This window comes from Qipengyuania pacifica (assembly GCF_019857205.1).
Taxonomy (GTDB): Bacteria; Pseudomonadota; Alphaproteobacteria; order Sphingomonadales; family Sphingomonadaceae; genus Qipengyuania; species Qipengyuania pacifica.
Window position 1 is genome coordinate 36963 of record NZ_JAHWXO010000008.1, and the last position, 20614, is coordinate 57576.

The window sequence follows — 20614 nt, forward strand, 5'->3', positions numbered from 1 at the left end:
CATGCTGAGCTTGCGCGAATATCGGAACAAGGCCGACCGGCTTGCGGACTTCCTGCCATGGGCGGCGCTCGTCGCCCCCGGCGTCGTGCTCAACAAGGACGGCAGCTTCCAGCGCACGTCTCGCTTTCGCGGGCCGGATCTCGACAGCGCGACCCCTGCCGAACTGGTTGCAACGACGGCGCGCCTGAACAGTGCGCTGCGCCGGCTCGGTTCGGGCTGGTCGATCTTCGTCGAGGCCGTGCGCCGTCCGGCACTGGATTATCCCGTCTGCGCATTTCCCGATCCGGCCTCGGCACTGGTCGAACGAGAGCGCGCCGCGCAGTTCGCAGAGGAGGGCGCGCATTTCGAGAGCCGCTATTTTCTGACCTTCCTATGGATGCCGCCTGCCGAGGATGCCGCGCGGGCTGAAAGCTGGCTCTACGAAGGAAAGGCCGAGAAAGGCGTGGATCCGCGCGAGCTTCTCGAGGGCTTCGCCGATCGGACCGACCGGCTGCTGCGCCTGTTCGAAGGGTTCTTTCCTGAGGTCCAATGGCTCGATGATGGCGAGACCCTGAGCTATCTTCACAGCTGCATCTCGACGCGACTGCACGATGTACGCGTTCCCGAAACCCCGATGCATCTCGATGCGCTGCTTGCCGACGAGCCGCTGACCGGCGGTCTCGAACCGCGCCTGGGTGCGGCCCATCTGCGGACACTGACCGTGATCGGCTTTCCGAGCGCGACATTCCCCGGCCTGCTCGATGAACTCAATGCGCTAGGCTTTGCCTATCGCTGGTCGACGCGGGCAATCATGCTCGACAAATCCGATGCGACGAAGCTGCTTTCGAAAATTCGCCGCCAGTGGTTCGCCAAGCGCAAATCGGTCGCCGCGATCCTCAAGGAAGTGATGACCAACGAGGCTTCGGTGCTGGTCGACAGCGATGCCGCCAACAAGGCCGAGGATGCCGATGCCGCGCTGCAGGAGCTGGGCGCCGACCATGTCGGGCTCGCGCTGGTCACCGCGACCGTTACGGTGTGGGACGAGGAACCGGCGCTTGCCGCCGAGAAGCTGCGGCTGGTCGAAAAGGTCATCCAGGGCCGCGATTTTACCTGCGTGACCGAAGGCATGAATGCGATCGAGGCCTGGCTCGGATCGCTGCCCGGCCATGTCTATGCCAATGTTCGCCAGCCTCCGGTCTCTACCCTGAACCTCGCGCATATGATGCCGCTTTCGGCGGTGTGGGCCGGACCCGAACGCGATGCGCATTTTGACGCGCCGCCGCTGTTTTACGCAAAGACCGAAGGCTCGACCCCATTTCGCTTTGCGCTTCATGTCGGCGATGTCGGACACAGCCTCGTCGTCGGTCCGACCGGGGCGGGCAAGTCGGTGTTGCTGGCGATGATGGCGATGCAGTTTCGCCGATATGCCGGGTCGCAGATTTTCGCTTTCGATTTCGGCGGCTCGATCCGTGCGGCGGCGCTCGCCTGCGGCGGCGACTGGCAGGATCTGGGATCGAGTCTTTCCGAGGACAGCGATGAGGCGGTCCTGCTGCAACCGCTGGCGCGGATCGATGAGCCGGCGGAGCGGAACTGGGCCTCAGAATGGCTCCAGGCGATCCTCGCTGCGGAGGGCGTCACAGTCGATCCGGAGACCAAGGACCGTCTGTGGTCGGCGCTGAGCTCGCTGGCGAGCGCGCCGGTCGCCGAACGCACGCTCACCGGGCTCGCTGTTCTTTTGCAATCACAGGCATTGAAGCAGGCGCTTGCCCCCTACTGCGTCGGTGGGCCGTTCGGACGGCTGCTCGATGCCGAGTGCGAACGGCTGGGCGAAGCGAGTTTCCAGGCGTTCGAGACCGAAGGGCTGACCGGATCGGCGGCTGCGCCTGCCGTGCTGTCCTATCTGTTTCACAGGATCGAAGGACGCCTTGATGGCTCGCCGACGCTCATCATCATCGACGAAGGCTGGCTGGTGCTCGACAGTCCAGCTTTTGCCGCGCAATTGCGCGAATGGCTCAAGACCCTGCGCAAGAAGAATGCGAGCGTCGTTTTCGCCACCCAAAGCCTTGCCGATATCGAGACCTCGGCAATCGCGCCCGCGATTATCGAAAGCTGCCCGACGCGCATCTTCCTGCCCAATGACCGGGCAGTCGAACCCCAGATTTTGGGTATCTATCGCCGCTTCGGACTGAACGACCGCCAGATTGAAATCCTCAGCCGGGCAACGGCCAAGCGCGATTATTACTGTCAGTCCTCTCGCGGCAATCGCCTGTTCGAACTGGGCCTTGGCGAAGTGGCGCTCGCCTTTACCGCCGCATCTTCCAAGAGCGACCAGCTCACCATTTCCCGCATCGTCGAAGAGCAAGGCCGGAGCGGCTTTGCCGCGCACTGGCTGCGGCATCGCGGCCTCGACTGGGCCGCCGAATTGCTCGGCAACAATGCGCACTCTTCCGACCCCCCAAGCCCCCCAGAAGGAGACCTGAAATGACCCGTCTAAGAATTGTCCGCAGCATCGCCATGGGCACCGCGCTCGCCATGGCGAGTACGAGCGCCTTGGTATCATCGCCCGCACACGCCCAGTTCGGCGGAATCGTCTACGATCCGTCCAATTACGCGCAGAACGTCCTGACCGCTGCGCGCACGCTCGAGCAGATCAACAACCAGATACGCATGCTCCAGAACCAGGCGGACTCGCTCATCAACGAAGCGAGAAATCTCGAAAGCCTGCCGCTCACGCTCGTGCAGCCCTTGCAGGACCAGATCCAGCAGACCCAGCGACTGCTGAACGAAGCCCAGCGCATCGCCTACGATGTCCGCACCATCGAGGGCGCTTTCGACCTCCACTACAAGAACGTTCCGCTCGGTGCCTCGCAGCGGGCGATGGTCGACGGCGCCGAGGCGCGCTGGCAAAACAGCGTGGCGGCCTTCGAAGATGCCCTCAAGGTCCAGGCGGGCACAGTTGCCAATATCGACGGTTCGCGCGAAGCGCTCGGCAGCCTCGTTTCGGCGAGCCAGTCCGCCACGGGTGCCTTGCAGGCAGCACAGGCTGGCAACCAGCTGCTGGCATTGCAGGCCCGCCAGCTGGCCGACCTGACCGCCACGCTCGCCGCTACTGGCAGGGCGCAGGCGCTCGATGCGGCCGAGCGCGCGGCGGCCAAGGCGCAGGCGCGCGAACAGCTGAGGCGGTTTCTCGCTATTCGTCCGCGCTATCTGCCCGGCGGATCGGACTGATCCGCGATGGACACCAAGCTCCTCGCGCGCACCGGTGCCGCTGTGTTCGTCGGTCTCGCCATCGCGATGACGATCGTACAGCTGCGCGAGGAGCCCGCGCCGGTGCGGCAAGCCGACCGGCGCATATGGGTGCCCGACGGCGATCCGCTGCCGGCACAGCTGAGGGTTTGCGCTCAAATGGGCGAACTGGCGCTGTCCTCGCCCGATTGCCGCGCCGCCTGGGCCGAGAAGCGCCGCCGCTTCTTCGGCGTCGATCACCCCGAGGCTTATTCCGGGATCGGCGATCGGGCGTTGCCTGGGTCCTCTTCCGGCGAAGCGCGAGGGGAGGACTGACATGGGCGGCACGGGCGTCGTCGATCGCTTTCTGGCGATCTTCTCGCAATATATCGACAGCGGCTTCGGGCTGCTTTCGGGCGAAGTGGCGTTCATCGCGACCACGCTGATCGTGATCGATGTCACGTTGGCGGCCCTGTTCTGGAGCTGGGGCGCGAACGACGACATCATCGCCCGGCTCGTCAAGAAGACGCTCTTTGTCGGGATCTTTGCCTACATCATCGGCAACTGGAGCGCGCTCGCCAACATCGTGTTCAACAGCTTTGCCGGGCTAGGCCTGAAGGCGAGCGGCTCGGGGCTCGGCGCGGGCGATCTGTTGCAGCCGGGAAGGGTGGCGCAGGTCGGCATCGATGCCGCCTGGCCGCTCCTCGAATCGATTGCCGATTTGATGGGCTATGTCGGCTTCTTCGAGAATTTTCTGCAGATCATCATCCTGCTTGTCGCCTGGGCGATTGTTATCATCGCCTTCTTCATTCTCTCCATCCAGCTGTTCGTCACCCTGATCGAGTTCAAGCTGACGACCTTGGCGGGTTTCGTGCTCATTCCCTTTGGCCTGTTCGGCAAGACCGCTTTCCTCGCCGAACGCGTGCTCGGCAATGTGGTCTCGTCGGGGATCAAGGTGCTCGTTCTTGCCGTCATCATCGGCATCGGTTCGACGCTCTTCGCCGAATTCACCGGCGCCATCCCCGGCGAGCCGACCATCGAGGATGCGCTTGCCATCGTGCTCGCCAGCCTCACCCTACTCGGTCTCGGTATTTTTGGGCCAGGCATTGCCAATGGCATAGTTGCGGGCGGTCCGCAGCTCGGCGCAGGCGCTGCCGCAGGCACCGCGCTTCTGGCAAGCGGCGCTGCGGTCGGCGGCGTGGCCGGTGCCAAGCTCGCTGGCGGCGCGGTCGCCAGTGCAGCCTCTTCCGTCGCGCAAGGCACCTCACGCGCCGCCGGAGGTGCGACCATGGCCTATGCGACCGGTTCGGCGGGCAAGAGCGGCGGCGCCGCAGTTGCGGGCGGAATGGCGGGTGTTGGCCGCGCAGCAGGGGGAGCGGCAATGTCTCCGCTGCGCAAGGCGGCAGACAGCGCCAGGAGCAATTTCCGCGAGGGCGCGCGTGCATCGGTCGGGAATATGGGTGGGCGCATCTTGCCCGCTTCCGGTGCATCGTCACCAGATCCGGAACAGACAAACGGCCCGCCAGCCTGGGCGCGGTCCATGAAGCACAGGCAGAGCCTTGGCCATTCGGCCTCGCTTGCCGCGCACACCGTGCGTGCCGGCGACGGCTCCGGCGCAGGCGCTTCCATCGACACCAAAGAGAAGGATTAGCTTCCAATGTTCAAACGGCCTTCGATCCGGTACGCAAAGACGCCTCAAGCAGAGACGCCCTACCAGCGCGCGGCGCAGGTCTGGGACGAGCGCATCGGCTCGGCCCGCGTCCAGGCAAAGAGCTGGCGTTATGCCTTTTTCGGCGCGCTCGGCCTGTCCGCCGTGCTGACCGGCGGTCTCCTGTGGCAGAATGCACGCGGCACCATCGTTCCATGGGTGGTCGAGGTCGACAGGCTGGGCGAGGCCCGCACCGTTGCTCCCGCTGCCGCGGATTTCGAGCCGACCGATCCGCAAATCGCCTTCCACCTTGCCCGCTTTATTGAGCATGTCCGCGCCATCCCCGACGATCCTATTGTGGTGCGCGAGAACTGGCTCAGAGCCTACCAGTTCGCCAGCGACAAGGGTGCCTTGGCGCTCAACGATTATGCGCGGGCCAACGACCCGTTCGCGAACATTGGCCGCGAACAGGTGGCGGTCGATGTCACCAGCGTGATCCGCGCCTCGCCGCGCAGCTTCCGCGTGGCCTGGGTCGAGCGGCGCTACCGCGACGGCGCGCTCGCTGAAACCACTCGCTGGACCGCCATTCTCGGCGTTGCCGTCCAGCCTCCCCGAACACCCGACGCGCTCACCAGCAATCCGCTCGGAATCTTCGTCACATCGATCAACTGGTCAAAGGAGCTTGGCTGATGACCCACCTACTTGCATTCTTCCGTCCGGCGCTGCTCGCAGCCGGCCTTCTGCTCTTTGCCGGGTCGCCGGCAGTCGCGACGCCTGCTCCGCAGGCACAGGCCGCATCGCGCGCGATCGCGGCCATCGGCATCTCCGATGCATCCCGCCTTGTTCAGGCCCTTGCATATGCCACCACTCCCTCGCGGCAGGCCTCCCCCACCGCCGCGCGCCGCTCCCCTGCCTCTGACCCCGAGGGGCATGTGGGAGCGGCGAATGAGGCCGCCAGGATCGAACCGGACAATGCAGGATTCGACAATGCCATCCAGCGCTATGCCTATCGCGAAGGTGCATTGTTCCAGGTCTACGCAAAGCCCGGGCAAGTAACCGACATCGCCTTGCAGGAAGGCGAAACGCTGGTTGGCCCCGGACCGGTCGCTGCGGGTGATACCGTACGCTGGATGATCGGCGACACGCTGAGCGGCTCGGGAGCAACGCAGCGGGTTCATATCCTCATCAAACCGACGCGGCCCGATATCGCCACCAATCTGGTCATCAATACCGACCGCCGCACCTACCACATCGAACTGCGCGCCAACCCGAACATCTATATGGCCTCGGTCAGCTGGTCCTATCCGGCAGACGAACTGATCGCGCTGCGCCGCGAAGAAGAGCGAGCGGTACGAGCCGCACCGGTCACCGAGGGGTTCACTCTGGAGGCGCTCAATTTCGATTACCGCATCTCGGGAGATGAGCCCGGCTGGCGGCCCATTCGCGTCTTCGACGACGGACGACGGACCCTGGTCGAGTTTCCACCCGACATCGCCCGGGGCGAAATGCCCCCATTCTTCGTGGTGGGCGCCGATGGCGCAGCCGAGCTGGTCAATTACCGGGTCTCCGGGCGCTATCTCATCATCGACCGTCTCTTCCACAAGGCCGAACTGCGCCTCGGTGCCGGTCGCAGACAGGTCCGCGTGAAGATTGAAAACCGCAAGCGGGGCCGGTCGTGAACGAGGAAAGCAAGACCGAGCCGCCACCCGATGCCGAAAGTATCGTTCAATTGCGCGGGGAAGGGCTGCGCGTGGTCAGGCTGTCGCGCAAGGCTATCGGCATTGCCAGCGCCGCGGGTCTGACCGTCCTTGGCGGTATATTGCTCTACGGCCTGCAGCCGCCCTCACAGGACAGCGGCGAAGAGCTGGTGAACACCGACGGGATCGCTGTGGCAGACGGGCTTGCCGCAGCCCCGGCGGACTATTCCCAGGTTCCGAGGTTAGGGCCACCGCTGCCGGGCGATCTCGGTCAACCGATCCTCGAGGCGCAGGATCGCGGTGCTATTGCCGCGCTGCCCCCTGTCGGCGCGTCGCCTCCGGTCCCGCCCCAGCGGGCGGCGCCGAGCCCTGAAGAAATAGAGGGCGAACGCCTGGAACAGGAACGCGAGGCGGCGCGCGGCAGCCGCCTGTTTTTCGGCGGCGGGACACAAGCTGCCAGTTCCGGTCCGGCAGCTTCGGGGACTGGGCCACAACCGGCAGTACCATTTCAGCCCTCCGTCTCGACCGCGCGGGCAAGTTTTCTCCAACAGCCTGCCGAGACGCGGACAGCGTCCGTGCAGCGGCTTGAGGCGGTGCCATCTGGCGCGCTGCTTCAGGCCGGGTCGATCATTCCGGCAGCGCTGATCACCGGCATCCGCTCAGACCAGCCCGGCCTCGTGACCGCGCAGGTTACCGAGAATGTCTATGACAGCCTGACCGGGCGGCACCTTCTGATCCCGCAGGGTGCGCGCCTGATCGGTGAGTACGAATCCGATGTTGGGTTCGGGCAACGCCGGGTGCTGCTGGCCTGGAACAGGCTCGTCCTGCCCGATGGTCGCTCGATTGTGCTGGATCGTCAGCCAGTCGCCGATCCGTCGGGCTATGCCGGACTGGAGGACGGCGTCGATTACCATTGGGGCGGTGTCGTCAAGGCTGCGCTCGTTTCCACTTTGCTCGGGATTGGCGGCGAACTCGGCGCAGGCGGAGATGATGATCTGATCCGCGCTGTTCGCCGCGGCAGCCAGGACAGCATTAATCGGGCGGGCGAGCAGGTCGTTGCACGCGAGCTTAATATCCGCCCGACGCTGACCATTCGGCCCGGCTTTCCCGTACGCGTTCTGGTGACGCGCGATATTGTGCTGGAGGGTGGGGCATGACCCGGCTCAAGCTCTCCGACATCGCCGATGGCAAGCCCGTCAAGCTGACGATCGAGGTCCCTGCGCGGCTCCATCGCCGGCTCGTCGAATATGGGGTTGTCCTCAATGGCGGGGTATCAGAGGGTGCGCCTGTGCCTGAGCTGCTTATTCCGCCGATGATCGAGCGCTTCGTCGCAGGCGACCGGGATTTTGCCAAGGCACGCAGAGGATCGCGCGCACTATCCAAACAATAAGCACCTTCAATATCGGAACTTTTTCTGGTTCTTCCAAGCCATAATTTAATACAAATTGCGCCAATAGGTAGAATTGCGCTGTCTCAGCAGGCATGATTGGCTTTATCGTGAAGAAGGGAACTCAGGTTCCTCGCGACCGGGTTGCGATGCGCATGTCCAGGCGTTCCAGCTAAAGGCGTCGCTGCACTTGCCAACGGGTGCTTCCATCGCCCGGTCGTACTTCGCGATCCCCAGCTCTATGTGTTTATAATACCATTATAAGTTGGCCTGATCTGTTGGCTTACTTCAAATTCGATGTTGCGACATTTGGAGTCGCAGTCGAACCAGAGGAGTGACCAATGAAGGATCTCGAAACACGTGAAGGCGAGATGATCGATCTCGGAAAGGCGTCGGTCGAAACAAAGGGAGCGGGCATCGTCTTCGCAGACGATAGCGGCGGTCAGCGTAATGCGGTGGCCGGAACTCTCGAAGACTGACCTGGATTGGGGCGCGCGTCGGTGACCCGCGCCCCGATACTCTCGGCTGCGCCCGATGATCGACCCCGACAATGCGACAACCGCCTGGTGTAACACTGGCGACAATTTCGTCTTTCTCGATCTGCAGCGAGACCGATATTTTCGTCTTTCTCCCGAGGCCGAAAAAGCTTGGCAGCAGGAACGGACCGCGAGCGGAGCACTCGACTGGCATCAGCCGCCAGATTTCCCCCGCCCGAATAATTGGCGCTTTCCCAAATTATCATCTCCGGCGCGACACACAGGCGAGTTCCGACTGTCGAAAGTTGCCAAGGCGATATGGGTGCAGAAGCGCGTCGAGCGTCGGCTTTCCCACACCCCTTTCCTCTCCGTTCTGAATGATGTCCGACGCGCGCAAATTCGCATTGAAACCGACATCGAAGAGTTGAGCGACGTGGCCAACGATACCATCAGGGCCTTCGAGTATTCAAAGCTCCTGCGCACCGCGGCGGATCGATGCCTTGCCCGTTCGATCGCCCTCGCAGGTTGTCTCGCGGCAACGGGCGATCAATGCCAGGTCGTTCTCGGCGTAACATCTTTGCCGTTCAGTGCGCATTGCTGGGCCCAGAAAGGCGATGTCGTACTCAACGACACGCACGAGGAGGTCCTGCGCTACACGCCGATCCTCGTCATATAATGCGCGTGCGTTTCGCCCTCGCGCTGCCTCGAACCCAAAGCACTGTAAGAGTGTTTGCGGATGCGGCGTCTCCAGAGGCGATCCTGACAAATCGCCCAACACTATGGATAGACGAGTGCACGCCCACAGTGACGCTGGCTAACCATGGCCGCGTGCTCGGCGTGCTGTTCGACAAATCAACCGGATCCACAAGCCTCGAACCCGGGCTGCACGTGCCGCAGCAATCCAGTGCACAGGATGTCGCGGAGTTCCTGATCAAGCAATATTGGGGGGCTTATGTGGCGATCCTCCATGACCCAGGTGACGGACCTGCGGCAATCCTTGTCGATCCGTCGGGGTTCTTACCGGTCTATCGTTACGAGGGTCGTGACCATATCATTCTCACGACCGATCCAGCATTGTTTTCGCTGCGCCCTTCCTACACGGACATTGGTGTTCATTTACTGCGTCCCGAACTTCGCCAAGCGAGTACATGCCTTATCGATGTGGACGAAATTCCCCCGGGTTCGATAAGTCCGTTGCGACCAATGCGGTCTGCGCCGCTCCAGCTTTGGAAGGCTGCCGACCACTTCCCAGTTTCGGTCCCGCACTTCGAAGACGCGACTGCGGTACTGCGCGAAGTATCTCGAAGTGTCCTGAAAAGCTGGTCCGGTGTATTCGGTCAGACGGTTGTGGCAGCGTCAGGTGGGGTCGATTCCTCGCTGATTTGCGCAGCGCTTGCCGAAGCCGATGCGACCTTCGATTGTGTCACCGTGGGGACTGCAGATCGCAGCGGGGATGAACGGCCCTACGCCAGAGCAGTTGCGGAAAAACTGGGCGTGCAATGTCTCTTCCGGACGTTCGATCCCACTCGCTTTGATCCTGACGGTTCCGCTTCGGGAAACATCCCCAGGCCAGCTCGTCGGGCATTTCTCAAAACACTCGATGGAGCGCTCGAAAGCGCGCGAGAGGAAGTCCGCGCGGCGGTGGTGATGGACGGCAATTTCGGAGACAACCTCTTCTGTCTCCTCCATTCTGCCGCGCCTGTTGCCGACCATCTGCGCACTGAAGGTTTGAAGGCCGGTTCAATTGCAACATTGCTTGATATGTGTCGCGTCACCGATTGCAGCATCGCTACCATGGTGGCAGCGACGGTTGGCCGCCTTCGCAATCGCGAGGGCGGCGATCCCTGGCCGCCCGATATCCGCCTTCTCAATCCCGATCTGGTCCCTGCTGACCCAAAGCCCCTGACGGTTTGGCCTCACTGCGGATCCGGACGCCGATCGGGGAGCCACGATCATTTACGGCTCTTGATGCATGCACAAAACCATGTGCACGGTGTCACGGGAGACCTGCGCCGGTTCTCCCCACTCGCCAGCCAGCCGCTTGTCGAATTCTGTCTCTCTGTTCCCACCTGGCTCTGGGCCACGGGCGGTCGGAATCGCGCAGTTGCCAGAGCGGCGTACTCGGACACTCTACCTCCCGCTATCGTTGCTCGGACGTCCAAGGCCGGTCCTGACAGCTATATCCGGGGCGCTTTTGTAGCTCACCGTAGCCGAATCCGCAGCCGGTTGCTCGATGGTCTGCTTGCCGCACACAATCTTCTCGACGTGCCCGCATTGGAAGTCGCCCTGCGGGTCGACGAGTCCAAAGACGACTTCCTGATAGATCGCGTCTTCGACCTTCTCGAGGCCGAAAACTGGGCACGCCTATGGCACGAGCACGGGAGTATCAGAACAGCGTAGCTCGCTTCGCATCGGTGCCCCTTCCATGGCTAGCCAGCGCTCGTACTGAGCATCCTTTCCCGGCGTACAGTTCCGCTCGTTGTTGAGCCAGAATCCGAACCATTCGAGATTACGTTCGTAAATCGCGCGCCGATGCGCAGGCTGCCATTTGTAATGCGTTTCGTCCGGAAAGACCCTCAGCTCTATCGCCTTGTCGCGGTTTGTGAAGGCTTCAACGACATCGAGCCCGCCTTCGTATTCGCTGTCCGCAGCCTGGATCAGTATGGGAGTGTCTATTGCGCTGGCGTTTGCCAGCAGCGAGATTGGTTGCCAGAATCCTTCGTCGTCGCTTTCGAAATAGCGATAGCCCATAGCGCGAAAGTAGTCCGCGAAACGCGGTCCCGCAGCGAGTGGCTGAGCGGTCATGTCCTGGCAGCAGGTTCCGAACGTTGCGACCTTGAACAGGTCGGAATTGATGAGCGCGAACTGGACGGTCGCACCGGCATCGCTGAAACCGTCGATCCCCAGGCGGTCGGGATCGACGGCGCCGGTAGCGATTGCCATGTCGATCGCCTCTTCGAGGGTGGCAAAGACATGCCGTCGATCCTCCCACGGATCGGCAAGAAGTGTGCGTGTCTCGATCTCGTTGCGCGCCTCGGAGGCCGCCGGGAGAAGGCCGGGGCGCTGGAAGCTCAGTACTGCGAAGCCGTGCGCGGCCAGGGGATATATCGGGACCTCGTCGCCCGTACCTCCCCGAAGGAAACCATGACTGGAATATTGCACCACAACCATGGGGTGCTTTTGCCCTTCTTCTCGCCCGGGCGGGAGGACAAGGTCGGCAAAGCTCTCGATTCCATAGGTATTGCGGAAGCGTAACCTTCGGACTTCTCCAAAGTCCTTGTTTCGCAGTCTGGCGTTGGGATCATAAATCACCCGTTCGGTTCCGCTGCGCGTGTCGATAGCGACGAGGCGGCGGGGTTGAGTGGATGCTTCCTGGCCACAGACCAGTTCATATCTCAGGGTCACGCAGCCAATCAGCAAACCCTCGAAACCGAATATGCGGCGGGGAGCGCGGTCGTCCGCCTCCCAACGCAGCAAAGCAGTTTCGCCGCGCGCCCACCCGGTTCTCTGTTGAAGGATCAAAGTGCCGCCTTCATTCGACCACCACATATCCTGAACGCCGTTACACACTGCGCTTTCGCAGATCCTGCGTTGCCCATCCGGACCGACCATCACCACGTGGGTCGGGCTGACAATGCGGTCGGGGAAATCCGATTCGAGCCACGCCGAGCGGCCTCCGGACCCCGGTCGGTAAGCTTGTGCATTAGCAGGTGCCTGAGGAGGCAGGTCGGGTGCCAGCAGGGCTCTTTCAGCTTCGCTCGCGGCCCTGCGCGATCCGTCGCGCAAGTTGACGAACGTATAGATCCGAGCGAGCGGTCCAGACGCAATCGGATGATCCGCGAACTGCGGCGAAAACCGCTCGTCGAAGAGATAGCCGCTTAGACCTTCTTCGCCGATATCGCTCATCGCGTCCCGCAAGCCTGGACGAGTGATGACGACCAAGCCGCGTCCGTCCTCGGTCCAGGCAAAGTCGTCGACGTCGTCGGCCATTGCCGTGACCTGGGTGGGAAGTTTTTCGCCAGAAGGATCGACGATCCAAACCTGGGTTGTCGGGCCTTCGCGGCGGAGATAGGCGATGCGATTTCCCGAAGGCGACCACCGAGGCGCATTGGCTACATCCCACCCTGCGCGCACGACCGAAAAATCGCGCAGTGCGAAATCCGCGTGCAGGTAGGCGCCGCCGCGAGCAACCTCCAGCACCTCCCCGGAACCCGAAGCGGAAACGATGAGCAGCCGCTGACAATAGGCATTGGTTCGCGGATTCGCCCGCTTGACCACGAATGCAATTCGATCTCCGCTTGGCGAGATACCCACTGAACGCGCATTGTTTTCAGCGATCGCCGGCCCAATGTCCGCTACCGAGGCCAAATCGTCGATGCCGACTCGCCGATCCGTCCCATCAAGACTGCCTAGTTCCATAAAGTCTGCGCATGGATCCGTGTCTGTTGTTTCTAGGATCGGGGAGGGTACAATCGGTTGAACCGCCGCTGCCAGAGCAAGCACTACTGTCACCAATGCCTCCGGATGCCGAATGCGATGAAACGACCGATCGGCGAATAATTGGTTGAATCATACGGCGTATCGTAGGGTCCGAGCTGACCGATCTCTCGAGGCTGTTCATTGAAAAGATTCTGTGCAGTCAGCGATATTTCGAGACCTGGGTCCCGGCCTTCTCCTCGAACGAGGGTATACGATACGCCGATATCGACAGTTGCAGTTGGTGCGAGTCGGCGGATCTCATCGAAGCGGCGGTCTTCGAGCCCCCCGGTATAGTTGAGAGCAAGGTTGGCGGTCAGTGGGCCTGTTACGAACCGCGCCGTGCTGCGCACCCGCAGCTTTGCGGGGTTGAAGATTGTCCCCGCAAGCTGGGTTGCCGGAAGCTCCGCTGTGATCCGCTGTTCACTGTCGATCCAGCTGCCGGCGATCTCGAGACCGAGCGACCGTCCCTCGCCAAGAGCCTGATCCCAAGTTAGCCGAGCATCGATACCTTTGAGCGCCCACGCCGCCACATTGGTATTCCGGTTGTCTGCCACAGCGACAACGCTGGCAGGATCGTAGGGCGCGCCGGTAAAATTGGCGAGGCCGAACTGCGCACTTCCAATAAGTGCCGCTAGGCTCGCAGGATCCGGCATAAAGTCGATCAGGCTGGCATATCCCGGATCGCCGAATGCGGCCAGAATGGACCCTGAAATCGGGCCGGTCACGCGATCGGTGTACCGGATATCGTACCAGGATGCGGAGAAGGTAAGCTCAGGAAGTGAAGGGGGCTGCAGCTCGAGACCCGCCGTCCAGCTGCGGGCCCGTTCGGGGCCGACATCGGGATTGCCCCCGGCAACCAACAGTATCGTATCCGTTCCGCTGCCCGCCCCGACGATCGAAGCAGGGAGCAGGACCGTCTCATAAAGATATACTGCTGATACAGGGTCGGCGCCTTGAACGAGCGCGACCAGCTGCCGCTCAGTGTCAAACCATCGACTGGCGAATAGATGACGCCAACTCGGGGGGTGGCGAGTTGGTCGAGTCCCGGATAATCCTCGTATCTTACCGCTGTGGAAATTGTGAATTCGTCCAGACCGGGACGCGCGTTTCGTCGAGCGACGAACGGCAGATAGAGTTCCGCATACCCGAAGCGGGCTCGGCGCGTGATGTCAAAGGCGGAATCGTAATTCGCGTCCTTACGCGCATAGTCGAGGCGGTTGTTTCGGAAGCCGGCTCCAATTGCGAGGCGGGCGTCCCCTCCCGGCAGGTCGAACAGCGGACCTTCGGCCCCCGCCTCCAGAGTCGCGATTTCGTTGAAGTATCGGCCTTGCGCTAGATTCGGTTCTGCGCCTTGCCTGACGATTGTCGTTCTGAAACGGCTCTGGTCTCGCCCATATACCCCCGAAATCTTGACCTGCCAGTCCCCCGCCAGATCGATCTCCATGGACGGTGAGATCGCGTAGCCCTCAAGGCGAGGATCGCGCGAGATGCGGAAGACGGGTGCCCCGTTCGTGTCACTCGAGCGCCGCCTTGAGTAAAAGCCATCGACGGCGATGCGGACAGCGTTCGATATCTCCTGATGGGCCGCAAGCGTCACGGCATGACGCTGCATCTTGGGATAGAGAGTTACCTGGGGATCCAGCGATTGCGTGTAGCTTCGCTGATCAGCAATGATGTCGGAATTGTTTGCGAAGTCGTAGGCGAGCATGACACCGCCTCCGTCCCAGATCGTGCCACCAACCAGATCGAATTGTTGACGGAAATAGCCGCCGTCAGTGCTGGCGCCGAGCTGCCCGGAGGTCGTCAATCCCTCGAAATCGCGACGCAGAACGACGTTGATTACACCGCCGACAGCGTCCGAGCCGTACAGGGCCGACGCACCATCGGGCAGGACTTCGACCCGGTCCACGGCAGCGAGCGGGATGGCAGAGATATCGACCCCTTGGTACGCCGAATTGTAGGGAACACGGTGTCCGTTGATGAGCGTCAGGGTCGCATCGGGTCCCAGGCCGCGCAGGTCCGGGCTTGACGCCGAATTCACATTATCGTTCCCGAGGCCGGCTCCGGATCCAACTCCAGGGTTCTGGCCCCCAGCGAAGTTTTGAGGCAACGAGCGAATTGCTTCTCCCAGGTCTACCTGGCCTGCCTCGACAATTGTCTCTCGATCGAGTGCGATCACCTCGCCGACCACCCGGGCACCCCGAATGCGCGTTCCAGTGACCACGATCGCAGCATCATTCTCGTCTGAAGTATCTGTGCCAACTTCGGTGGTATCGTGCTCGTCCTCTTGTCCGGGCGCTTCTTGGGCGAAAAGCGGTGGAGCTGCGCCAAAAAGCGCGCTCCCGGCGAGCAGGATGGAAATTGTGCGAATGCTCAATGACATTTGGGATCTCCCTGTTCTGACGCGGTCGGGCCGCTACAGGGAATGACGCTCGCTTTCGCGAACACCTTAGTTTCAATAGAAATTAAATTCCGCTTGAGATCCTGCTGGGATTCTCAGGTTCGCAGTTGTGGCCGAGCGCCTGTCGCAAATGCGCCAGAGCTTTCATCATGTAATAGTCGACCGTCGGCAGTGCGATGCCGAGTTCGATATGTATCTCTCGGTAGGATTTCTTCTCGAAGCGGTTCATCGCGAAGATACGCGCGCACTTTTCGGGGAGCTCTGCGAGCGCGATTTCCAGCGCTTGCCGGGTTTCGTGGACATGCACAGCATCTTCTTGCGCCGCGCGGCTTGGCGCGTCTGAGTTCTCCAGAAGTGGCTGGGTCCTGACCCGGCACTTTTGCCGCCGCGCCTCGTCCACGAGCAAGTTGAATGCAATCCGCCTCAGAAAGCCTGCCGGATTGACGAGTTTCGTTAGCTGCTTGCTGGTCGCTGCACGCAGAAACACGTCCTGTGCCAGGTCGCGAGCGCGTTCGGAGTCCACGCGGCGCGCAAGATATGCGATCAGTCCAGCCCGTTCCTCGCGGTAGAGGGCATCGAGTGTGCGGCGGCGGCCGACCGTTCGGCTTACCTTTGCAGCGCAATATGCGGGGCCCACGGACTGGGGGGGGTAGTGCCGAATTTCGGCGACAATTTGAGTCATGCTTCGAGCTTGGAGGCGGCCGCAACCTGAGTTCGCCGTGGCGAACTGCGTGCGGGTTCCAGGTCTGTGCCGCCGTCCGGGGCCTGGTTTGTGCCCCTTGATCGGTTCGGCCGCCGGGCCTGCGATGGACCGGCGTGCATGATGTCCGGCGGAAATATCCACGCGGACGGTGCCAGAATATCAATCCACGCGCCGTCAATCTGCCCAACATAGGAGTGGCTTGCAAGAGGCAATTGGAGCCATTTTGGACCCGCCCGTGGCAGCGGTCGTCGCCTTCGCTAAGAACGCCAGGGTTTGACGAACATCGGATCGAACATGCCCAATATTGGGGAGGCGGCCCCCTTGGTCTTGGAGTGTCGGCGCGGTGCTGGCGCCTCTAGCGCATTCGGCGAGAAAGGAGGTGCTTCATGGCTCGACCATTTGACAGCAACGACCGAACTGGCGGATACGACTTTTCGGATTTCGCGCAGGAGTTCTTGCGCCGCAATTCCGCTTACCGGCAACAATACGCCCGGATTGCGAGCGCGAGCGGTTTCGACGTGCATTCCCCAGCTTGCCGTCGAATGGCGCGTTCATGGGGCCTTGAATTTCCCGATTGATCCCGAGCTTTCAGCTCGCAGCCATCCGGCGATCTGGCAAGCCGGAGAAAACCCCAATGTTGTAATTCTTAGCGGTAGCGGCGCAGTGGCGGCGCGCGCAGCGTGCGACCTGATCGCCAAGCGAACGAGCAATGCGGGAGATCATCTGGTCCTCGCCGGTGGTGGCGCTCGCCATCGGTTGCTCGTTATGGCCTCCGCCCGGTTGGGTGGAGACACTTATCTGATCCCTCAAGACCAGTCGGTTCCGATCAGGCTAGCGGCGCTCGATGCGTTTCACTGCTGCGTCGCTGGCTCCGCTGTGCCCACCAAGCGATACCCGTTGCGGCCCACCACCTATCAGTCCCAACGCCTCCGCTTGCTGCTTACCATACTCGATACTCTGGGCCGAGCGCATGAGGGTGTCACCCTCCGAGAGATTGCGGAAACCCTCGTCTATCGCGGATTGTCTGCGCAACGCGCCATAGACTGGAAATCGTCATCGCAACGCCGACAGACCCAGCGTCTCATCGCCGAGGCACGGAGGATGGCATCTCACGGCTATCTCGGCCTGCTGCGTCAAAACCGGCTCCGACCTTTTCAAACGCACTGAATGCACTATGGTTTTTCTTGGGCAAGCCGCTGAATTCTGTGGTGCGCCCGGATTGGATCCAGACCTTCAGGGTCGCAACTGCAACTGCTGGAACAGGTGGAATGGAACCCTCTGATCAGGCACCGAGCAGGCGGTCGGGTGGCGGCGTGTTGGATTGCGTGCTGCCGATCGAACGGCAGGTCTATGTACGCATATCTCGCGGAGGAATTCGCAACTGAACTTATCAATGTCCGTTCGGACACTGAACTCGACGGCGCCCTTAAACAGGTTTCCCGGCGCCTTGGCTTCGACCATTTCGCGCTTAGCCTGGAGATGCGTTCGACATCGTGCGAGGCACCGGGCCTGCTATTGCACGACTATCCCGACGAATGGGCGAAAGTCTATATCGCCTTCGACCTCGCAGGGCAGGATCCGGTGCGAAGAGCCTGCGACAAGACCATCATCGGTTTCGCCTGGGACTGGATTGACGAACTCGTCCCTCTCACGCGCGGCGACCGTCAAATGCTCAATGTCGGCCGGGAATGCGGAATTGGCAATGGTTATACTGTTCCGCGGCATTTGCCCGGGATAGGGCGCGGCACCTGCACCTTTGCTGTTCGACCCGAGCGAGAACTGCCCCGACGGCGCTTCGCCGTCGCGGAAATGATCGGGACGCTGGCTTTGAGCTGTGCGCTGGGCCTGAGTTCAGAAAAGTTCGATGAGAAGGTCCCTTCCCTGACCGATCGGCAGCGGGAGTGTCTGCTTTGGGTTGCAAGAGGGAAGACTGCAGCTGAAACGGCCATGATACTCGAAATCAGCACCGAAACCGTCATTCAGCATCTTAAGATGGCCCGCGAGCGCTACCAGGTCCATTGTAAACAGTCCCTCGTCGTCGCGGCGCTGTTCGACGGGTTGATCGGGTTTGCCGACATCATCCGTTGGCGGGACACAGGCTAGTTTTCGCGCCACTGCCTCTCAATCACTCGAACATGGCCGTACTGCCTATTTCGCAACCGTTCAGAAAGCAATTTGACTTCTCTCGGCATTTCGATATTTTAATAGTTATCGAATCATTGGAGTGAGCGATGCAAGCCGACCGCGTGATCCGAGCCCTATCTGCTCTGGCACAGGAGCATCGCCTCGCCGCATTCCGCCTGCTCGTACAGGCCGGGGAGCAAGGCGTTGCCGCTGGGGTGCTAGCTGAGAAGCTCCAAGTGCCTCCGTCTTCAATGAGCTTTCACCTTGCCCAACTGGCCAATGCGGGGCTGGTCACCCAGCGGCGCGAAAGCCGCTCGATCATCTATTCGGCGGACTATGCCGCGATGAATGGCCTGATGGGCTACCTCACCGAGAACTGCTGCGGTGGCATGTCCTGCTCCGAGGATGCAGCCTGCCTTCCTTCCCCTCAACGAAAGAGCGCCTGATGAAACGCTTCCATGTGCATGTCGGCGTTGCCGACATCGACAAGTCCGTTGCCTTTTATTCGAGCCTGTTCGGTGCCGAGCCTTCCGTGGTGAAGGCCGACTACGCCAAGTGGATGCTCGACGATCCCCGCATCAATTTTGCGATCTCGATGCGCGAGGATGCGGCCAAGGGCATCGAGCACGTCGGCTTACAGGTCGAGGACAAGGCTAAACTCGAAGAGGTCTATGATCGCCTCAAGGCTGCTGATCGACCCGTGCTCGAAGAGGGCGCGACCACCTGTTGCTATGCGCAATCGGAAAAGAGCTGGATCGCCGATCCCGATGGCGTGGTGTGGGAAGCCTTTCTTACCGATGGCGAGAGCACGACCTACGGCGGCAATCCTGATCTCCATCAACTTGCCTCCGCCGACGCCGCGTCGAGCGCTTGCTGTGCACCGCAGCTGACGCCCGCCAAGACCTCCTGCTGCTGAGGTTACCAAATGTCCGATCAACCGCTGAACGTGCTGTTCCTGTGCACGGGCAATTCCGCTCGCTCGATCTTGGGCGAAGCAATCCTCAACCTTGACGGCGAAGGGCGCTTCAAGGCTTACAGCGCGGGAAGCAATCCGATCGGCACAGTGAATCCCTGGGCGATCCATACGCTCAAGACACTGGGCTATCCGGCAGATGGCTATTCCTCAAAGAGCTGGAGCGAGTTTGCCGAAGGACCAGAATTCGATCTGATCTTCACCGTCTGCGACAGCGCGGCGGCCGAGACTTGCCCAGTATGGCCGGGTCGTCCGACTTCCGCGCACTGGGGCATTCCTGATCCGGCGGCGGTCGAGGGCAGCGATGCAGAGAAGGCAGCGGCCTTCCTCGATGCGTTTCGCATGCTGAAGCGCCGTATCGACCTGATGCTGGCGCTGCCGATTGCCAGCTTCGAGCAGATTGCCCTGCGCGAAAAGCTGCAAGCCATTGGCCACGAGGCGGATGAACAATGACCGCTGCAGCTGCTGACATGGACGCCCGCGCGGCGGGGCTAGGCCTGTTCGAGAAATGGCTTTCGGTCTGGGTCGGCGGCGCGATCCTCGCCGGGATTGCGCTCGGCAATGCAGCGCCAGAGCTATTCGCCTCGCTAGCGGGCATCGAATACGCCTCGGTCAATCTTGTCGTCGCAGTACTGATCTGGGCGATGATATTCCCGATGATGGTGGCGGTCGATTTCGGCGCGGTGCGTCGCGTCGGTGACAAGCCAAAGGGCCTGATCATCACGCTGGTAGTGAACTGGTTCATCAAGCCTTTCACGATGGCTGCACTTGGCGTGTTGTTCTTCGAGGTCGTCTTTGCCGACCTGATCGCGCCTGCCGATGCCCAGCAATACATCGCCGGGCTGATCCTGCTGGGTGCGGCCCCTTGCACCGCGATGGTCTTCGTATGGTCGCAGCTCACCAGGGGCGATCCTGCCTATACGCTGGTGCAAGTCGCGGCGAATGATCTCATCATGATCGTGGCCTTCGCGCCCATTGTCGCGCTGCTGCTGGGCGTGACCGACATTGCGGTCCCGTGGGAGACGCTGCTGCTCTCGGTCGCGCTCTATGTGGTCGTGCCGCTCGCAGCCGGTGCCATTGTGCGGCATCGGCTTCTCGCGACCCATGGCGGCGATGAAGCGGCGGTGTCCGAATTCACGGGGCGCATGAAGCCGCTCTCGATCATCGGCCTGCTGCTGACGGTGTTGCTGCTGTTCGGCTTCCAGGCGGAAACCATTGTCGCCCGACCGCTGTTGATCGCGCTGATTGCAGCGCCCATTGTTGTCCAAAGCTACGGCATCTTCTTCATCGCTTATGGCTGGGCCAAAGCGTGGAAGGTCCCGCACGCAGTAGCCGCGCCCTGCGCTCTTATCGGCACGTCCAATTTTTTCGAACTGGCGGTGGCGGTTGCGATCGGCCTGTTCGGCCTAGGGAGCGGAGCTGCTTTGGCTACGGTGGTAGGCGTCCTCGTAGAAGTGCCTGTCATGTTGTCGCTGGTAGCGATCGCCAATCGGACGCGTGGTATATTCCCTTTGGCTTGATG

At 61.7% G+C, this 20614-nt stretch carries 21 protein-coding genes and 1 pseudogene; 18 read left to right on the plus strand and 4 right to left on the minus strand.

What is annotated here, in order from left to right; translation table 11 throughout:
• Nucleotide 1 precedes the first annotated feature (1 nt).
• The 11 genes from trbE (at nucleotide 2) to KYK83_RS12925 (ending at nucleotide 10812) form a co-directional block, all read left to right on the plus strand.
• Entirely contained in the window at nucleotides 2-2464 is a 2463-nt protein-coding gene (gene trbE, locus KYK83_RS12875; RefSeq protein ID WP_222828539.1) for a conjugal transfer protein TrbE, read from the plus strand.
• Nucleotides 2461-3207, plus strand: coding sequence for a P-type conjugative transfer protein TrbJ (gene trbJ / locus KYK83_RS12880; RefSeq protein ID WP_222828540.1), 747 nt, complete (start codon nucleotides 2461-2463; stop codon nucleotides 3205-3207). Before trbE ends, trbJ begins: the two co-directional genes overlap by 4 nt.
• Before the next feature lie 6 nt (nucleotides 3208-3213).
• Nucleotides 3214-3540: a putative entry exclusion protein TrbK-alt gene (gene trbK-alt / locus KYK83_RS12885; protein WP_222828541.1), complete on the plus strand. Its 327-nt coding sequence runs from the start codon at nucleotides 3214-3216 to the stop codon at nucleotides 3538-3540.
• Nucleotide 3541: 1 nt separating this feature from the next.
• Nucleotides 3542-4855 carry a P-type conjugative transfer protein TrbL gene (trbL, locus tag KYK83_RS12890; RefSeq protein WP_222828542.1) on the plus strand — a complete coding sequence of 438 codons (1314 nt, stop codon included), beginning with the start codon at nucleotides 3542-3544 and terminating at the stop codon, nucleotides 4853-4855.
• Between the two features lie 6 nt (nucleotides 4856-4861).
• Nucleotides 4862-5542 (plus strand): conjugal transfer protein TrbF, encoded by a 681-nt coding sequence (trbF, locus tag KYK83_RS12895; protein WP_222828543.1) that lies wholly within the window; start codon nucleotides 4862-4864, stop codon nucleotides 5540-5542.
• Nucleotides 5542-6531 (plus strand): P-type conjugative transfer protein TrbG, encoded by a 990-nt coding sequence (gene trbG, locus KYK83_RS12900; RefSeq protein WP_248284456.1) that lies wholly within the window; start codon nucleotides 5542-5544, stop codon nucleotides 6529-6531. The genes trbF and trbG overlap by 1 nt, the downstream gene beginning before the upstream one ends.
• Nucleotides 6528-7706, plus strand: coding sequence for a TraB/TrbI/VirB10 family type IV secretion system protein (locus tag KYK83_RS12905; RefSeq protein ID WP_222828544.1), 1179 nt, complete (start codon nucleotides 6528-6530; stop codon nucleotides 7704-7706). The genes trbG and KYK83_RS12905 overlap by 4 nt, the downstream gene beginning before the upstream one ends.
• Complete coding sequence (locus KYK83_RS12910; protein WP_222828545.1) at nucleotides 7703-7939, plus strand: DUF2274 domain-containing protein; 237 nt, start codon at nucleotides 7703-7705, stop codon at nucleotides 7937-7939. Before KYK83_RS12905 ends, KYK83_RS12910 begins: the two co-directional genes overlap by 4 nt.
• A 338-nt stretch (nucleotides 7940-8277) precedes the next feature.
• Nucleotides 8278-8415 (plus strand): benenodin family lasso peptide, encoded by a 138-nt coding sequence (locus KYK83_RS12915; RefSeq protein ID WP_222828546.1) that lies wholly within the window; start codon nucleotides 8278-8280, stop codon nucleotides 8413-8415.
• A gap of 55 nt (nucleotides 8416-8470) precedes the next feature.
• Nucleotides 8471-9088: a lasso peptide biosynthesis B2 protein gene (locus KYK83_RS12920; RefSeq protein ID WP_222828547.1), complete on the plus strand. Its 618-nt coding sequence runs from the start codon at nucleotides 8471-8473 to the stop codon at nucleotides 9086-9088.
• Between the two features lie 128 nt (nucleotides 9089-9216).
• Nucleotides 9217-10812 carry an asparagine synthase-related protein gene (locus tag KYK83_RS12925; RefSeq protein WP_222828548.1) on the plus strand — a complete coding sequence of 532 codons (1596 nt, stop codon included), beginning with the start codon at nucleotides 9217-9219 and terminating at the stop codon, nucleotides 10810-10812.
• Here KYK83_RS12925 and KYK83_RS12930 read toward each other — a convergent pair.
• The 4 genes and pseudogenes from KYK83_RS12930 to KYK83_RS12945 all read right to left on the minus strand — a co-directional run bounded on the left by KYK83_RS12930 (nucleotide 10777) and on the right by KYK83_RS12945 (nucleotide 15974).
• Complete coding sequence (locus KYK83_RS12930) at nucleotides 10777-12831, minus strand: Atxe2 family lasso peptide isopeptidase (protein ID WP_151884821.1); 2055 nt, start codon at nucleotides 12829-12831, stop codon at nucleotides 10777-10779. The genes KYK83_RS12925 and KYK83_RS12930 overlap by 36 nt on opposite strands.
• An 89-nt stretch (nucleotides 12832-12920) precedes the next feature.
• Nucleotides 12921-13751, minus strand: coding sequence for a TonB-dependent receptor (locus KYK83_RS17455; RefSeq protein ID WP_283249954.1), 831 nt, complete (start codon nucleotides 13749-13751; stop codon nucleotides 12921-12923).
• Nucleotides 13752-13828: 77 nt separating this feature from the next.
• Nucleotides 13829-15274: pseudogene (locus KYK83_RS17460) on the minus strand (TonB-dependent receptor plug domain-containing protein); the annotation flags it as partial.
• Between the two features lie 82 nt (nucleotides 15275-15356).
• The gene (locus KYK83_RS12945; RefSeq protein WP_192796950.1) at nucleotides 15357-15974 is read right to left on the minus strand and encodes an RNA polymerase sigma factor; all 618 of its coding nucleotides are present in this window, start codon (nucleotides 15972-15974) and stop codon (nucleotides 15357-15359) included.
• Between the two features lie 407 nt (nucleotides 15975-16381).
• On the opposite strand from KYK83_RS12945, the gene KYK83_RS12950 reads away from it, so the two are divergent.
• From KYK83_RS12950 to arsB, 7 genes are all read left to right on the plus strand, one after another.
• The gene (locus KYK83_RS12950) at nucleotides 16382-16573 is read left to right on the plus strand and encodes a transcriptional regulator domain-containing protein (protein WP_222828550.1); all 192 of its coding nucleotides are present in this window, start codon (nucleotides 16382-16384) and stop codon (nucleotides 16571-16573) included.
• The gene (locus KYK83_RS12955; RefSeq protein WP_222828551.1) at nucleotides 16557-17162 is read left to right on the plus strand and encodes a DUF2285 domain-containing protein; all 606 of its coding nucleotides are present in this window, start codon (nucleotides 16557-16559) and stop codon (nucleotides 17160-17162) included. The genes KYK83_RS12950 and KYK83_RS12955 overlap by 17 nt, the downstream gene beginning before the upstream one ends.
• 183 nt (nucleotides 17163-17345) lie before the next feature.
• Complete coding sequence (locus KYK83_RS12960) at nucleotides 17346-18098, plus strand: LuxR family transcriptional regulator (protein WP_054522832.1); 753 nt, start codon at nucleotides 17346-17348, stop codon at nucleotides 18096-18098.
• A gap of 128 nt (nucleotides 18099-18226) precedes the next feature.
• Entirely contained in the window at nucleotides 18227-18565 is a 339-nt protein-coding gene (locus KYK83_RS12965; protein WP_151884825.1) for an ArsR/SmtB family transcription factor, read from the plus strand.
• Nucleotides 18565-19035, plus strand: a complete 471-nt coding sequence (locus KYK83_RS12970; RefSeq protein WP_151884826.1) for an ArsI/CadI family heavy metal resistance metalloenzyme — start codon at nucleotides 18565-18567, stop codon at nucleotides 19033-19035. The genes KYK83_RS12965 and KYK83_RS12970 overlap by 1 nt, the downstream gene beginning before the upstream one ends.
• 9 nt (nucleotides 19036-19044) lie before the next feature.
• Nucleotides 19045-19545, plus strand: a complete 501-nt coding sequence (locus tag KYK83_RS12975; protein ID WP_222828552.1) for an arsenate reductase ArsC — start codon at nucleotides 19045-19047, stop codon at nucleotides 19543-19545.
• On the plus strand, nucleotides 19542-20612 hold the full coding sequence (arsB, locus tag KYK83_RS12980) for an ACR3 family arsenite efflux transporter (protein ID WP_054522831.1): 1071 nt from the start codon (nucleotides 19542-19544) through the stop codon (nucleotides 20610-20612). Before KYK83_RS12975 ends, arsB begins: the two co-directional genes overlap by 4 nt.
• Nucleotides 20613-20614: the final 2 nt, after the last annotated feature.

What these genes read in the sequence shown, in the direction of transcription:
- trbE (WP_222828539.1), top strand. Translation starts at nt 2, where the DNA reads ATGCTGAGCTTGCGCGAATATCGGAACAAGGCCGACCGGCTTGCGGAC.
- trbJ (WP_222828540.1), top strand. Translation starts at nt 2,461, where the DNA reads ATGACCCGTCTAAGAATTGTCCGCAGCATCGCCATGGGCACCGCGCTC.
- trbK-alt (WP_222828541.1), top strand. Translation starts at nt 3,214, where the DNA reads ATGGACACCAAGCTCCTCGCGCGCACCGGTGCCGCTGTGTTCGTCGGT.
- trbL (WP_222828542.1), top strand. Translation starts at nt 3,542, where the DNA reads ATGGGCGGCACGGGCGTCGTCGATCGCTTTCTGGCGATCTTCTCGCAA.
- trbF (WP_222828543.1), top strand. Translation starts at nt 4,862, where the DNA reads ATGTTCAAACGGCCTTCGATCCGGTACGCAAAGACGCCTCAAGCAGAG.
- trbG (WP_248284456.1), top strand. Translation starts at nt 5,542, where the DNA reads ATGACCCACCTACTTGCATTCTTCCGTCCGGCGCTGCTCGCAGCCGGC.
- KYK83_RS12910 (WP_222828545.1), top strand. Translation starts at nt 7,703, where the DNA reads ATGACCCGGCTCAAGCTCTCCGACATCGCCGATGGCAAGCCCGTCAAG.
- KYK83_RS12915 (WP_222828546.1), top strand. Translation starts at nt 8,278, where the DNA reads ATGAAGGATCTCGAAACACGTGAAGGCGAGATGATCGATCTCGGAAAG.
- KYK83_RS12920 (WP_222828547.1), top strand. Translation starts at nt 8,471, where the DNA reads ATGATCGACCCCGACAATGCGACAACCGCCTGGTGTAACACTGGCGAC.
- KYK83_RS12930 (WP_151884821.1), bottom strand. Translation starts at nt 12,831, where the DNA reads ATGGAACTAGGCAGTCTTGATGGGACGGATCGGCGAGTCGGCATCGAC.
- KYK83_RS12945 (WP_192796950.1), bottom strand. Translation starts at nt 15,974, where the DNA reads ATGACTCAAATTGTCGCCGAAATTCGGCACTACCCCCCCCAGTCCGTG.
- KYK83_RS12950 (WP_222828550.1), top strand. Translation starts at nt 16,382, where the DNA reads ATGGCTCGACCATTTGACAGCAACGACCGAACTGGCGGATACGACTTT.
- KYK83_RS12960 (WP_054522832.1), top strand. Translation starts at nt 17,346, where the DNA reads ATGTACGCATATCTCGCGGAGGAATTCGCAACTGAACTTATCAATGTC.
- KYK83_RS12965 (WP_151884825.1), top strand. Translation starts at nt 18,227, where the DNA reads ATGCAAGCCGACCGCGTGATCCGAGCCCTATCTGCTCTGGCACAGGAG.
- KYK83_RS12970 (WP_151884826.1), top strand. Translation starts at nt 18,565, where the DNA reads ATGAAACGCTTCCATGTGCATGTCGGCGTTGCCGACATCGACAAGTCC.
- KYK83_RS12975 (WP_222828552.1), top strand. Translation starts at nt 19,045, where the DNA reads ATGTCCGATCAACCGCTGAACGTGCTGTTCCTGTGCACGGGCAATTCC.
- arsB (WP_054522831.1), top strand. Translation starts at nt 19,542, where the DNA reads ATGACCGCTGCAGCTGCTGACATGGACGCCCGCGCGGCGGGGCTAGGC.